Source organism: Haloleucobacter ellipsoideus (genome assembly GCF_052491725.1).
Genome location: NZ_JBQWAR010000018.1, coordinates 272,495 through 286,498, shown reverse-complemented (window position 1 = coordinate 286,498; position 14,004 = coordinate 272,495). Strand labels below are relative to the sequence as shown.

15 protein-coding genes are annotated in these 14,004 nt (G+C 62.3%); 8 read left to right on the top strand and 7 right to left on the bottom strand.

The genetic code is table 11. From position 1 onward, the window contains the following. Nucleotides 1-55: 55 nt before the first annotated feature. The 3 genes from ACT6QG_RS08580 to ACT6QG_RS08570 all read right to left on the bottom strand — a co-directional run bounded on the left by ACT6QG_RS08580 (nt 56) and on the right by ACT6QG_RS08570 (nt 1,825). A complete protein-coding gene (locus ACT6QG_RS08580; RefSeq protein ID WP_444977154.1) occupies nt 56-478 on the bottom strand; it encodes a PACE efflux transporter in 423 nt (140 codons plus the stop codon). A 232-nt stretch (nt 479-710) separates the two neighbouring features. Continuing rightward, complete coding sequence (locus tag ACT6QG_RS08575) at nt 711-1,286, bottom strand: TetR/AcrR family transcriptional regulator (RefSeq protein WP_444977153.1); 576 nt, start codon at nt 1,284-1,286, stop codon at nt 711-713. Between the two features lie 77 nt (nt 1,287-1,363). Then, nucleotides 1,364-1,825, bottom strand: coding sequence for a nuclear transport factor 2 family protein (locus ACT6QG_RS08570; RefSeq protein WP_444977152.1), 462 nt, complete (start codon nt 1,823-1,825; stop codon nt 1,364-1,366). 290 nt (nt 1,826-2,115) lie between these two features. Between ACT6QG_RS08570 and ACT6QG_RS08565 the strand changes: the two genes are divergently transcribed. Continuing rightward, a complete protein-coding gene (locus ACT6QG_RS08565) occupies nt 2,116-2,622 on the top strand; it encodes a GNAT family N-acetyltransferase (protein ID WP_444977151.1) in 507 nt (168 codons plus the stop codon). 34 nt (nt 2,623-2,656) lie between these two features. On the opposite strand, the gene ACT6QG_RS08560 is transcribed toward ACT6QG_RS08565, so the two are convergent. The 4 genes from ACT6QG_RS08560 to ACT6QG_RS08545 all read right to left on the bottom strand — a co-directional run bounded on the left by ACT6QG_RS08560 (nt 2,657) and on the right by ACT6QG_RS08545 (nt 6,701). Continuing rightward, entirely contained in the window at nt 2,657-3,289 is a 633-nt protein-coding gene (locus ACT6QG_RS08560) for a methyltransferase domain-containing protein (RefSeq protein WP_444977150.1), read from the bottom strand. Nucleotides 3,290-3,534: 245 nt separating this feature from the next. Further along, nucleotides 3,535-4,908 (bottom strand): hypothetical protein, encoded by a 1,374-nt coding sequence (locus tag ACT6QG_RS08555; RefSeq protein ID WP_444977149.1) that lies wholly within the window; start codon nt 4,906-4,908, stop codon nt 3,535-3,537. 55 nt (nt 4,909-4,963) lie between these two features. Then, nucleotides 4,964-5,773, bottom strand: a complete 810-nt coding sequence (locus ACT6QG_RS08550) for a WecB/TagA/CpsF family glycosyltransferase (RefSeq protein WP_444977148.1) — start codon at nt 5,771-5,773, stop codon at nt 4,964-4,966. A gap of 64 nt (nt 5,774-5,837) precedes the next feature. Next, the gene (locus tag ACT6QG_RS08545; protein WP_444977147.1) at nt 5,838-6,701 is read right to left on the bottom strand and encodes a polysaccharide biosynthesis/export family protein; all 864 of its coding nucleotides are present in this window, start codon (nt 6,699-6,701) and stop codon (nt 5,838-5,840) included. A gap of 532 nt (nt 6,702-7,233) precedes the next feature. Here ACT6QG_RS08545 and ACT6QG_RS08540 point away from each other — a divergent pair. From ACT6QG_RS08540 to ACT6QG_RS08510, 7 genes are all read left to right on the top strand, one after another. Continuing rightward, complete coding sequence (locus ACT6QG_RS08540) at nt 7,234-7,710, top strand: FeoA family protein (protein WP_444977146.1); 477 nt, start codon at nt 7,234-7,236, stop codon at nt 7,708-7,710. Then, complete coding sequence (feoB, locus tag ACT6QG_RS08535; protein ID WP_444977145.1) at nt 7,707-10,100, top strand: Fe(2+) transporter permease subunit FeoB; 2,394 nt, start codon at nt 7,707-7,709, stop codon at nt 10,098-10,100. The genes ACT6QG_RS08540 and feoB overlap by 4 nt, the downstream gene beginning before the upstream one ends. Continuing rightward, on the top strand, nt 10,097-10,357 hold the full coding sequence (locus ACT6QG_RS08530; protein ID WP_444977144.1) for a FeoC-like transcriptional regulator: 261 nt from the start codon (nt 10,097-10,099) through the stop codon (nt 10,355-10,357). Before feoB ends, ACT6QG_RS08530 begins: the two co-directional genes overlap by 4 nt. Next, nucleotides 10,357-10,662, top strand: a complete 306-nt coding sequence (locus ACT6QG_RS08525) for a hypothetical protein (protein WP_444977143.1) — start codon at nt 10,357-10,359, stop codon at nt 10,660-10,662. Before ACT6QG_RS08530 ends, ACT6QG_RS08525 begins: the two co-directional genes overlap by 1 nt. 94 nt (nt 10,663-10,756) lie before the next feature. After that, nucleotides 10,757-11,140, top strand: coding sequence for a hypothetical protein (locus ACT6QG_RS08520; protein ID WP_444977142.1), 384 nt, complete (start codon nt 10,757-10,759; stop codon nt 11,138-11,140). A 56-nt stretch (nt 11,141-11,196) separates the two neighbouring features. Next, nucleotides 11,197-11,826 (top strand): hypothetical protein, encoded by a 630-nt coding sequence (locus ACT6QG_RS08515; protein ID WP_444977141.1) that lies wholly within the window; start codon nt 11,197-11,199, stop codon nt 11,824-11,826. A 7-nt stretch (nt 11,827-11,833) separates the two neighbouring features. After that, the gene (locus tag ACT6QG_RS08510; RefSeq protein WP_444977140.1) at nt 11,834-13,915 is read left to right on the top strand and encodes a heavy metal translocating P-type ATPase; all 2,082 of its coding nucleotides are present in this window, start codon (nt 11,834-11,836) and stop codon (nt 13,913-13,915) included. Nucleotides 13,916-14,004 lie beyond the last annotated feature (89 nt).

The window sequence follows — 14,004 nt, the reverse complement described above, 5'->3', positions numbered from 1 at the left end:
CATCACCACCCGGTTGCGCCCCCTTCCCGCACATGTCTGAAGGGGGCGGACGGCCTCAGGGCTGGGCGGAGGCCGGCAGGCCGAACACCGTATCAAAGCCCAGATTGTACACAAATGTATAGACGAGGAAGAACAGCGTCAGGCCAATATCGAGGATGAAAGCATCCAGCAGCGACATGTCCAGCCACCATGCGAACAGCGGCACCAGCATGATCACCAGTCCCGCCTCGAACAGCAGGGCATGGGCCGCGCGCCGCCTGAAACTGCGCCCGCGCACCACCTGTCGCGATTCCCACGCCTCGAAAGCGGTATTGAACGTGAAGTTCCACACCACGGCGATGACGGAACTGCCAATGGCGGCAAAACTGGTGTGCTCCGCCGTCTGCCCCGATGCGAAGGACAGCCCAAGCGTGACGACGGCGATGGCCAGAGCCTCATAAATGACGAGATAAACCACCCGGCGGGTGACGGGAGACATGCTTTCCCCTTCAGGCAAACCGGAAACGGCGTTCAGGCAGGAAGCAGGCACAGCCTGCCCCACCCGGATGGCATACCGCCGCATCCATGACAAGGCGCGCTGAAACAGCGCTGTGCACACCATGCCCCCGGCGCGCGGAACCGGAAGGCGGGCACATGCGACAGCGCATGGCCAGCCCCTGTGCCAGCCAAACAAGGCGGCCAGAGGGCAGAGATTTCACCATCCGGCGGCCTCAGACCATGCCGGAGGCTGGCCACTCGGCATCCACGGCGGCGCGCAACTGCGCAAGGGTGCGCACGAACACGGCCGGTTCGTTCAGCGCCCGCGCCAGCACAAGTCCGCCTTGAATGCCCCCCACAATCATCTCCGCCTGCGCGCGGGCGCGCTCTTCACTCAGACCGGCATGGCCAAGGGCCTCGGCCAGCGCGTCCATCCAGCGGGTGAAATAGGCGTGGATGGCGGTTGCGAACCGGTCCCGTGTTTCATCCAGCGCGAACACGCCGACAATGCACACCCGGCCACCGCCATGGAAATAGGCCTCCACCGCCTGCCACATGGCGTCCAGCGCCAGGGCTGGCTCCTCCTGTGCCAGCGGTGTGAAGATCCGCCTTTCGAACCAGTCCTGGATATGGGCCAGCACGGCCGCGGCCATCTCCTCCTTTCCACCCGGAAAGAAGTGATAGAGGCTGCCCTTGGAAAGGCCGGTCCTCGCCGTGATGCGGCTGAAGGTGGCCCCCTCATATCCCAGCTCGCGGAAGACCTCGGCGATGAGGGGGATGGTGTCCGCCTTTTCGTGAACCGTACGCATATGCCTCCCTGCCCCATCTGCCGCATGCCAGGCGCCGGAACCCTTCCCTGCCATGGCCTGCCCCGGCGCTTCCGGCATTACAGGCCCAGATCCGACAGGCCGGGATGGTCATCCGGCCGGCGCCCCTGTGGCCAGTGGAACCTGCGTTCCTCCGGCTGGATCGGCAGATCATTGATGGATGCGAACCGGCGCTGCATCAGCCCTTCGGCATTGAACTCCCAGTTCTCATTGCCATAGGAACGATACCACTGGCCACGCTCGTCATGCCACTCATAGGCAAAGCGCACGGCGATGCGGTTTGCGCGGAAGGCCCACAGCTCCTTGATAAGCCTGTATTCGCGCTCCTTCTGCCACTTGCGGGTGAGAAACGCCACGATCTCCTCCCGCCCCACCGGAAATTCGGAGCGGTTTCTCCAGATGCTGTCCGGCGTATAGGCCAGCGCCACGCGGGCGGGGTTGCGGCTGTTCCAGCCATCTTCCGCCGCACGCACCTTGGCGATGGCGGTTTCTTCCGTGAAAGGGGGAATGAGGGGGGACATGGCGCGCTCCTTTTTAGACCGATCAGTTTTTAATAAACCAATCGGTTTAAATCTGCAAGAACAGTGCATATCACCCGGATGTGGAGGGCAGGTTTTGCCAGCCCGCAGTGCCGACTGGACCCACCCCGACCGACATGCTATCCGCGCTGCGAAGGAGAAACCCGAGCCATGGCCATCTGTGCATTGCGACGACGACAGGACAGCCCGCGCCTTGCCGCGCCCCTTGCCCTGCCCGCCTGAACCTTTGCACGCGAAACGCGCCCCCGCGGCCTTTCGCCCGAGACATCGCCATGACAGACCTGCCCCTTTCCCTTCGCCAGGAACATCCCGATGATGATGCCGCCATCGAGCGGCTGCATGCGCGCACATTCGGCCCCGGCCGCTTCTCGCGCACCGCTTTCCGCATTCGCGAGAACACCCCGCATGAACGCACCCTGTCCTTCACGGCGCGGGTGGGCACCATGCTGGTCGGCTCGGTGCGGCTCACCCATGTGCGGATCGGCTCAACCCCTGCCTTGCTGCTGGGGCCGCTGACGGTGGAGCCGCCCTTCCAGTCTGTCGGAATTGGCGCGCAACTGATGGAAACCGCACTGGAGGCCGCGCGGCAGGCCGGGCACCGGCTGGTGGTGCTGGTGGGTGATGAACCCTTTTATGCCCGCTTCGGCTTCAGGCATGTTCCCCATGGGCGCGTGACCCTGCCCGGCCCTGTCGACCCGGCCCGCCTGCTGGTGAACGAACTGGTGCCGGATGCCTTCAACGGGGTTTGCGGCATGGTGCGGGGCGACAGCGCGGCCTGACAGGCCAGAGCATCCCGCCTCCACACATACAGCATCAGCGCGGGGGTGCGATCTCCCGCGCGGGCTCCACATGGCGCACGGCCATGAGCGACTTGGTGAGCCCCATGAAACGCTCCTGATGATGCCGGGCATCATCAAACAGCGCCTCGAACTGCCGGCGATCCAGCATCCGGGCCGATTGCACCGTGGTCACGGCCTCGATGACCGTATCGGCCTTCGGCCAGAAGCCGCATCTGCGCATCATCACGAGGCGATAGGCCCATGAGTCCGGCATCCAGTGCACGAAGGGCGTGCGGGCGTGCGGTTCTATGGGAAACCAGAAATAAGGGGTCTGGATGAAATAGCTGCGCCCCAGCCGTCTGGCCTCACGCGCGAACCGGATCATCTGCTGCCAGTCACCCACATGCTCGATGACGGAATTCGAGAACACGAGATCGAACGACATGTCCGGAACATCCGGCAGGGATGTCGCATCGCCATAACGGACCGTCACGCCCTTGAAGTCGCTGACAGCGCCATGTTCCGGGTCAAGATTGATGCAGGTGACATGCGTGCGCTCAAAGTCGAACTGATCGCGCCATGTGTGCCAGAAACCGGAAGTACCACCAAGATCAAGAACATTACAACTGCCCTTGGCGGCAATATAGGAGGACACAAGTGTCTTCAATCGCTCAACACGGCGCACACGAAACTTGTTGTTCGTTGAATCGGGCCGAATATCGAGCATGTCTGAACCTTAATTCACCATGACAGTACGGTCACGGATTTCATCGTCCTGGTTGCAAAACACAACTCTCTAGTTGCAAACCACGATCTTGTTGCGCTTTTATCATGAGCGGAGCTGCCCGGTCAAAGATAAAGACCGCTCATCCGCAGGGGATTGCGAATGCGACACCGCCGCGCCGCGCGCTTTTAGCCGGCATCGGGCGCTGCTGTCGGCCTGTGTCCTGTCTTCACCCTTGGCGGGGACTGTGGCTTCGCCTTCGGCACGCACTGGCTGTAGGCATACATGGCAACAGCCAGCACAACGCCCAGCTCTCCGGGAACGAACACCAGCGAATACACCGCCGATGTCAGGATGAGATAGAGGACATAATCCCCCATCACGAGCTGGAACCGGTCTCCCGTCGCGATGCCGTTGCGATAAATGGCGACAGCGGCCCAGATATGCAGGCCGAGAATGAGCAGCGCGCCAATCAGGCCATACTCGAACAGCACGCCAAGCCAGCCCAGATCCGAAATGAAGAACTGCTGATATCCGAAGATCTCACTCAATGTGAAGGAGCCGAAGCGCGTTGTGGCGCCAACGCCAAAGACCCAGCGCTCCGTGCTCTCTCCCAGATAGGCCAAGGCAAGGGCCGAGGAGTTCTGGCGCACCGACAGGGAGCCGCCAATCTTGGCGATGATGCTGTCCATCCCGTCCTGCGTGAACAGGCCCATATAGCCAAGGGCGACCAGCCCGAGCGGCAGCCCCACCATCACCCCCATGCCGATCACCAGCCGGCGCCAGCGCTCCGGCAGGGTCATCACCATACCAAGCGCTGTCACCACAAGGGCCGAGGCAATGGCGAGCCTCTGCTTGTAGATCAGCAGCATGATCACATAGGCGACGAGCATGTAGAACAGATGGCTCCATTTGCGCTCCGCAATGAAGCTGCGCCCCAGATAGAACACCAGGATCATGCCGAAAATGGTCGACAGATAAACGCGGTTACCGCGCTCATTGTCATATTGCAGCAGCTTGCCATCCTCGGGCTTGGTGGCATACCAGGAATCCGGCGCAAGCACCCAGAGCACAACGAACATGATGAAGGTGAGAACGCCGAACCCGAGGAAGATCCGCTTCACCTTCACCATGGGCAGGGCCAGAACGGACAAAGCCCCGGCCAGAGCGAAATAATAGGTAAAAGGCCACACCTTGACCGTGGTGGTCATGGCATCAATGAAGTTGTTCCCCAGTTGCATGACAGAAATGAGCGGTGTGAAACCGATCATATAGGCCAGCAGAACAAAGAAGAGATCGCGCCCCGGCAGCCGCATCCGAAACACCGCATAAAGGGTGAAGGGCAGCATCAGGATCGGCCAGATCTTGGAGAGATAATAGGGCGGCGGCATCTCCAGCGTGTAGTGGAACACCTGTGCGAAGAAGGGCAGCATGAAGATGAGCACAAGGCTGCGCCAGAGAGGAACGGCCTGCACAGGCATGACCTGACGCCGCTGCTTCAGCGGCATGTCCACCCGGTGTGCGGGCCGTGGATTGACCCGGCCTGTTCTCTGCAATGTCATGCCTCACCGCATTCCCGCGCGCGCCTGTGCGCCCAGAGGGCGTGCCGCACCTCTTTCAGCCTTGTGGGCCTTTCTTTTCCGCCATGCCATAGGCCGCCGGGTTTCTCCAGGCCTTTGCGGCGGTCAGGAAAACCGGCATGGAATCCACGAATACGCGGCGCACATACAGCTTCGGGTCCTGGATCAGCCGGTGCAGCCATTCCAGCCCCCGCTTGCGAAACGCCTCCGGCGCGCGCTTGGACAGGCCAACAAGGAAATTCAGCGAATTGCCCACGCACAGCCCCGTGCCGATAGCCCCGCCACGCTGATAGACCAGCCGCGTGACATATTCCGAGCGCGGCGAACCGGTGACGAAGAACACATAGCGCGCGGGGTGATCCAGCACGAACTGCACGCACTTTTCCACCTCATCCGGCTTGTTGATGAAGCCCATGGGCGGCACATGCATGTGCACATTGGTCAGGTGGTAGCGTTCCACCAGCAGGCGCAGCATCTCGTCGCTGCCGCCAATGATGGTGATGGCGTCATCGGGCTGGATGAAATGGTTGAACAGCTCCGCGGTGATATCACTGCCCGGCGCCAGCGGGATGTGCAGATCGAACAGCTTGCGGGCGATGGCGCGCGGAATGGCGACATCCATGGTGTGCAGCCATGCGTCCTTGTAGATCTCGATGAAGACCGGATCCTTCAGCTCGTTCAGGCGCACCAGATTGGAGGCATTCGGCGTCACCACATAGGCGAAGGGCGCATCGGCCGGGCGCGCCGCGATGACGGCGGCCGCCTCCCGGTAGTCCAGGCATGCAAAGGGCACCCCCAGAAAAGTGATGGTCTGGCAAGAGACCGCGCTGACATCACCTTGGGACATAGAGGCTCCATTCATGCCACATGTCCCGGCCGCAAGGCACCCGGGACATGAGACGTCCAGATGATCACATCCCGAAGGGATTCACGCCCGGGTTCGTCTGGGAATACGTGCCCACCGTATAGCTGAACTGGCGCTGGAACGGCACCACCTTGTTGATGAACTGGTCGATCCACAGATTGACTTCGGAAATGGCGCTGTAAGGCACGAACACAACGTCACCGCTCATGAGCGGAACATCGGAATCCGAATATCCCTTCTCAATGATTTCCTTCACATCCACCACGCGCAGCATGGGCAGATTGTCCGGCCCGCGGCGGATGACGGCGACCTGGGTCGTGCGGCCGGTCTCGGAAATGCCGCCGGCCATCATGATGCCCTGAAGCACGCTGATGCCGTTGCTGTCCAGCTTGTAGACCGCCGGATTGACGACCATGCCGCCCACATAGATCTTCGGCGAGGCCGCCTCTTCCAGAGCGACGACCACCTTCTGGTCCACCAGCTCCTTGCGGGATTCACGGCGGATATATTTTTCCAGCGCCGGCAGGGACATGCCGTCCACCTGCATCTGGCCGATGGCGCGCGGGGCAATGGTGCCATCCGGCCCCACGATCAGCCCCTCATCCATCTCGCGCGTGATGAAATATTTCACCTGGAGCTTGTCGCCCGGGCCGATGCGGTAGCCCGGCATCTTGTTGGTCCAGGGGCGGAAACGGTCCGAGTTGATTTCCGTGAAGCGATAATTGTGGCCGGTCGAGAGCGGGGGCGTGCCGGTATGGTTGATCTGCCCCTCATTGGTCTTGCACCCGGCCACGGCAAGCGCGCAGGACAGCATGACGGCAGCCTTGCCGAAATGGTGCCTGCGGGTATTCCTGACGGCCAGCGCCGGCATGCGAGCGGACCCCATCCAGTCGCAGAAAGCCAAGACCATAAAACACTCCCGAAGCGGCGCGGCGAGAAACAGGCTGAAACAAACCATGTGCCCGAACCACACCGCACCCCTTTGAAAGAGGCAGGGCAACACGGCCGGAACAAATCACTCGATTTGCGAATATGGTGAACAGATATAGTTAATGCTTCGTAAACGTTGTATTGCCCCAATCAAATTTTGGAAACAATTGTTAAAATTATCCACAAGATGCAACCTGAGAGTGCGCTCATAATTGAAAAAATGGCGGGTCCTATATTCACCCCCGCACAGGAGCGCCTTCACTGAATCTCACCTCACGGGCCAGCCTCCGGATGCCGGAGAGTCACCTCATCGGCGCATCGCAATCAGCAGAATTCCATAGATTATAATTATTCAAATTCATGTATTCATCGGAATATACACTGATTTTTTCAGAAACCCCTGACAATCATCAAAGTTTATATTCACATACAGATGCAAACCATGGTCCTATAGATTCGGATGCCCGAATGTTGCGATTCAGGTTCGGCCGACCAAATGGGGCGCGAGTGTCATGGCGCAGGTAAAACTGTTTGAAGTCAAAACCGGCAAGGTGCGCGTGCGCCTGCTCGAAGGCGGGCCGGCGGAGGAAAAGCGCCTGAGCGATCTGGGCCTGCACCCCGGTTCGCGCGTCGAGATCCTCCAGCACAATGGAGAGAACGGCATCCTGCTTGCGGTGAACGAGGATACGCGCCTCGTGCTCGATCGGGAGACCGCCTTGCGCGTGTGCGTTGCAACCCTGGAGCCCGCCGGCCCCACCACATCCATCTCCGCCCTTCAGCCGGGAGATCACGCCCGCATCGTGGGCCTTGGCAAGAGCCGGCCGGAATATCGCCAGAAGCTGATGTCCATGGGCCTCACCCCCGGCGCCACCTTCGAGATCACCCGCGTCGCCCCGCTGGGCGATCCGGTGGAAATCAAGGTGCGCGGCTTCTCCATGAGCCTGCGCAAGGATGAGGCCGAAATGATAGCGGTGGAGAAGCTGTCATGAATGCCGCACGCAAGCCCGGGGAGAAAGTCACCGTCTGCGTGGTTGGCAACCCCAATTGCGGCAAGAGCACATTGTTCAACGCCATCACCGGCGCGCGGCAGGAAGTGGGCAACTGGCCCGGCGTGACGGTGGAGAAGAAGTTCGGCAGCTATACCCATGAGGGCATCACCTATGAGGTGGTGGACCTTCCGGGCGTCTACTCCCTCGGCGCGACCATCGAGATTTCCGAGGATGAGCGGGTTGCGCGCGATTATGTGCTCTCGGGCGAGGCCGACCTTGCCATCAATATCATCGATGCCTCCAATCTGGAGCGGAACCTCTATCTGACCACCCAGCTTCTTGAAATGCGGGTGCCGGTGGTGGTGGCGCTCAACATGATGGACATCGCCGAGCGTCGCGGCCTGAAGATCGATGTCGAGGCGCTGAGCGCGGCGCTCGGCTGCCCGGTTCTCTCCCTCGTGGCCGCGCGCGGCACGGGTATTGAGAAGCTCAAGACATATGTGGCCAGGCTGACGGCCGATCCTCACCCGCCGAAAGTCGAGCCGCAATACGGGCAGGTCATCGAAGCCTGCGTGAAGGATGTGGCCGCAAAACTGGAGCCGCTTGGCGTGGCGCAACCGCGCTGGCGCGCCCTCAAGCTCATCGAGGGTGACGCCCTCACCACACAGGAGACCGAGGCTGGCCTTGAGCCTGTGGTGAAGACAGCCCGTGAAACGGTGAGCGAGACCGAGGGCGAGGACACCGACATCGTGGTGGCCGATGCCCGCTTCGGCTTCATCACGGCGATCGTGGATTCCGTTCTCACCCGCCCGCGCGAAGCCTCGCGCACCTTGTCCGACCATATCGACAAGGTGGTGCTCAACCGCTTCCTCGGCATCCCGATCTTCCTGTTCATGATGTATGTGATGTTCGTCTTCACCATTTCCATTGGTGGTGCGTTCATCGATTTCTTCGATCAGGCTGTCGGCGCGGTTCTGGTGGATGGCGGCACGCAGGCGCTCACCTCCATCGGCCTGCCGGACTGGCTGGTGGTGCTGCTGGCGCAGGGCGTTGGCGGCGGCATCCAGACGGTGGCGACCTTCATCCCCATCATCGCCTTTCTCTATCTCTTCCTCTCCTTTCTGGAAGATTCCGGCTATATGGCCCGCGCCGCCTTTGTCATGGACCGGGCGATGCGCACCATCGGCCTGCCGGGCAAATCCTTCGTGCCGTTGATTGTCGGCTTCGGCTGCAATGTGCCGGCCATCATGGCCACCCGCACGCTGGAAAGCCGGACGGACCGCATTCTCACCATCATGATGGCGCCGTTCATGTCCTGCGGGGCGCGCCTGCCGGTCTATGCCCTGTTTGCGGCCGCCTTCTTTCCGCAGACCGGGCAGAACCTCGTCTTCCTGCTCTATATCATCGGCATTCTGGCCGCCATCGGCACCGGCTTCCTGCTGAAGAACACCGTGCTGAAGGGCACGGTCTCTCCCTTCATCATGGAACTGCCGCCCTATCATATCCCCACCCTGCGCACGGTTTTCCTGCGCGCGTGGGACAGGCTGAACAGCTTCATCTTCCGCGCCGGACGCTTCATCGTGCCCATGGTGGTGGTGCTCACCTTCCTCAATGCCATTGGAACGGATGGCACCTTCAACAATCAGGACAGCGAGAAGTCCGTTCTCTCCGAAGTGGGCCGCAAGCTGGTTCCGGTGTTCGAGCCCATGGGCATGCGCGAAGACAACTGGCCGGCGGCGGTGGGCGTGTTCACCGGCATTCTGGCCAAGGAGGCGGTGATCGGCACGCTGAACGCGCTCTACAGCCAGCTTGGTGATGCCGATGCCGCCAAGGCGGGCGACGAGCCGGCCAAGGCGGAAGAGGAAGAAGAGACGATCAGCGCCCAGCTCATGGCCGCTGTCGCCACCATTCCCGCCAATCTGGGCGATGCGCTCTCCAGCCTGACCGATCCGATGGGGCTGAACATGGCCTACACGCAGGATGGCGAGGCCGCCGCCGAAGAGCTTGAGGTGCAGCCCTCCGCCTTCCGCGCCATGGCCGCGCGCTTTGACGGACAGGCCGGGGCATTCGCCTATCTTCTGATGATCCTGCTCTACATGCCCTGCGTGGCGGCGGTGGGGGCGATCTATCAGGAAACCGGCTGGCGCTGGACCGCCTTCGCGGCGAGCTGGACCACCGGGCTTGGCTGGTGCGCCTCGGTCATCTTCTATCAGGCCATGCGCTTCGACCGCTCGCCCGCAACGGCCACATTCTGGCTGGTTGTGTGCGGCCTCATCCTTCTGGCTGCCTTTATTGCGCTGTATCAGACCGGCAAGCGCGTCGCCGCCATGCGGCAGAAAGAGCACCGGCTGATTCTTCCGGACGGGACATTCAAGGAGATGCGTCCATGACCACTCTGTCCGATGTGAAACGCTACATGCAGAACCACCACCGCGTGACCGTGGACCAGCTGGCCATTGGCGTTTCCACAACCCCTGATAATGCACGCAGCCTGCTGGAAATGTGGCGGGCAAAACAAAGGGTGCGTTTCATTCCATCCTCTTGCGGCACCTGCGGCAAAGGGAGCTGGGGAGGGTGCAACTGCCCTATGGCAACCCTTGATCCAGAAGTATACGAATGGGTGGAAGACAAGGAGCGCCAGCCGTAATGATCCCCGATCTGACCCCTTTTCTCCATCTGCGACGTTACATAACGATCGTGCATCATGTGCCGGGCCGCATCCGGCTCAAGCTCAGCCTGACTGCGCTGGCACATCTGCCGAAGGTCGATCCCGCGCCTTTTGTTGATCTGGTTGCACGGGTCAAGGGCGTGAAGGAGACGCGGGTCAACAAGTCCGCGCTTTCAGTCGTGGTGGAGTATGATCCCCAGGCCATTCCCGCACCGTTGTGGGAGCGTCTGCTCACGGCGGAGCCTGAGGAAGTGACGGCTATTCTGGAAGCCCACACGGCCTGAAAACCAAGATGTCACCATATCCCGGCGCATGGAAACCACATCCTGCGCCGGCCTATCCAGGACCTCCCGAGTTCCAAAGTTTAAGGGGAAGCTGATGTCGAATTACAACCAGCAATGGGGTGGCCCGCAGTCTGGTCCCTTCTATGGCCAGAATGGCTATGGCGCAGGGGCGCAGGGCAGAGGACAGCAGGGTGCAGGTTCCCAGGGCACGGGCCCGCAGGGGGCGGGTCCCCAGGGTGCAGGTCCGCAGCCGGGCGGCGCGCGGCGCATTGATGCGCTGGACGTGCTGGAAGGCGTGCTGCGTGACGGCTTCAGCCTCAGCAACTTCACCCGCATTGCCCGCGCCAGCGGTTCCAATTTCTGGATCGGCGCCGCCATCGGTGCCGGTGCCGTGGTGCTGATCAACCGCCATGATGTCCGCTCGGCGGTGAGCAACGTGTTCAAGGCCGCCTCGAACAAGGACAAGGCCGAGGGCTGATCGCTCCGGTTTCCGGATTTCCAGCCTTTTATTCCATTTGCAGGAGCAAGATGACAATGTCGAACAAGAACGGTTCGGACAAGAACGGTAGCGATCAGGGCGTTCACTACCACTATCACTTCTACGGTTACGGCGCGGGCCCGCAGGGTCAGCCGCAGGATCCGCAGGCCCAGCCGCAGGACCAGAACGGCTATTATGGCGCCCCCCAGGCTGCCGATCAGCAGGGCTCCTCCCAGAACGCCTCCTACCAGCAGGATGCGCGGGCCGAGGACTATGCCGCCCGCCCGCAGCAGGCTCCGGGCTTTGCCCCGGGCGCGGTGCCGCCTGGCTTCCCCTTCCCTCCCGGCGCCCCCTTCCAGCAGCAGCCGAACGGCGCGGCCGGTAACGGACAGGCAGCGGGCAATAACGGGCAGGCGGCTGGCGCCGCGGCCGGTGGCCTCAACTGGCATCAGCACCCCTCCGCGGACTCGCTCATCAAGGGTCTGGCGATTGGTGCGGGCGCGGCCTATCTGCTGACCAATGAAACCGCCCAGCGCACCATTCTGCGTTCGGCCGTACAGGTCTGGGCCCTGCTCCAGAACGGTATCGAGGAACTGAAGGAACGCCTGCAGGACGCGGAAGCGGAAGTTGCGGCTGCCGCCGAACCCGCTGAAGAGAGTGACCTCCCCACCACATCGGGGAGCTGAACCGGCCATGAACATCCGTGTCGCCCACGAGGTCGCCACGCGGCTGCGCTTGCGGCTCGACGCGGATCCGGACTTCCTGTCGCGCTCAGCGACAGCGGTCCGTGATTTGCGGGGCGTGAAGGCGGTTCGGATCAATCCCGGATGCCGGTCGATCATCGTCACCTATGACGGTTCGCCGGAAGCCCGGGAGCAGATCCTCTCCACCGCCGCCGCGCCGCCCAGCAATGTTCCCCCGCTGGCTGAACCACCCACCACCAACAGCTCGCCGCTGATCCTTTCCGGTGCGGCGCTGGTGGCGGCCAAGCTGCTGCCCAAGCCGGCAGCGGGCGTCGTCACCTGGCTCAACATCGCCCCCACCCTCGTCAAGGGCGCGGTGGCCGGTGTGCAGCACGGGCTGAAGGTGGAAGTGCTGGATGCGCTGTCCATGGGTCTGCCCAGCCTGCGCGGTGACTACACCACCGCCAACTTCACCCGCTTCCTGGTGGAGCTTGCCGACTATATCGAATCCACCACCGCCGAACGTTCGGACGAGTTGCTGCGTTCGCTGCTGCACCGCACGCCGGATGATGTGTGGGTTCAGCTGGAAACCGGCGAGCAGGTCCAGGTGCCGTTCAAGTCGCTCAAGGGCGGCGAGCATGTTGTTGTCGGCGTGGGTGAAACCATCCCGATCGACGGCACGGTGATTTCCGGCGATGCCTATGTCGACCAGTCGGCGGTGACAGGCGAGAGCCTGCCCATGCCGCGTTCGGCGGGCAGCCCGGCGCTTGCCGGCGGCATCATCACCGATGGCAGCCTGGTCATCCGCGCCGAGCGTGTGGGTGAATCCACCACCACGGGCCGTATCACGCGCTACATTCAGGATGCGCTGGAACGGCCGGCGGAAATCGAGGCCATCTCCGACCAGATCGCCGACAAGCGCGTCGGCATCACCCTTGCCTCGGCAGCGGGCGTGTTTGCGCTCACCCGCAGCGTGCAGCGCATGGAATCGGTCTTCATGGTGGATTATTCCTGCACCGTGAAGCTCGGCACGCCCATCGCGCTGAAGACCGCAATGTATCAGGGCGCCCGCAAGGGTTGCCTCGTGAAGAGCGGTCAGGCGATCGAGGGGCTGGCGGCTGTCGACACCGTGGTGTTCGACAAGACCGGCACGCTCACCGAGAACACGCTCCAAGTGACGGACATCTGCTCCCTCGCCGATGACGTGACCGAGGAACACGCCCTTGCGGTGGTGGCCTCGCTGGGTGAGCACACCACCCACCCCATCGCCCGCGCCGTGGTGGCTTTCGCCCGCGAAAGGCATCTGGCGCACATCCCGCATGAGGAAGTGAACTTCATCGTCGGGCATGGCGTGGAAGGCGTGGTGCAGGGCGAGATGATCCGCTTCGGCAGCCGCCGCTTCCTGGAAGAGGACGAGCATGTCTCCTTCAAGGAAGAGAACGCGCTGATCGCCAAGTTCCAGGCGGAGGGCAAGTCCCTTCTCTATGTGGCGCGGGACAACAAGCCGCTCGCCGTGATCGCCCTGCGTGACCAGCTGCGGGCGGATGCGGAGGCCACGCTTGCCCGTCTGCGTGAACTGGGCGTGAAGCAGCTTGTCATGATCACCGGTGATGAGAAGGCCAAGGCTCTGGCCTTCGGCAAGACGCTGGGGATCGACAAGGTGTTCTACGAGAAGAAGCCCGAGGACAAGGCCAACATCATCACCGAGCTGAAGAACGCCGGTGCGAAGGTGGCCTTTGTGGGTGATGGCGTGAATGACGGACCGGCTCTCATGGCAGCCCATGTGGGCGTGGCCATGCCCAAGGCGGCCGATATTGCGCGGGCCACCGCCGATATCGTGCTGACCGAGGACCGGCTCGGCTCTCTCTCCTCGATCCTGGAGATTTCGCAGGAGGCCATGCGCCTCATCAACTCGAACTTCAAGATCGCGGTGGGTGCGAACTCCGCCATTCTCGCCAGCGCGGCGGCGGGCCTGCTGTCGCCGATCGCCACCTCCGTGCTGCACAATGGCACCACCATTGCCGTGCTCATCCGCTCGCTTCTGGCCGGGCGTGAGCATGCGGAGCGCGCGCATATCGCCTCCAAGCAGTGACAGGTCCACCCTGGCCTCACGGTCAGGGTGCCCAAAAGAAAAGGCCGGAGGACGCCCCTCCGGCCTTTTTCATGTCTCACGCTGGAAGA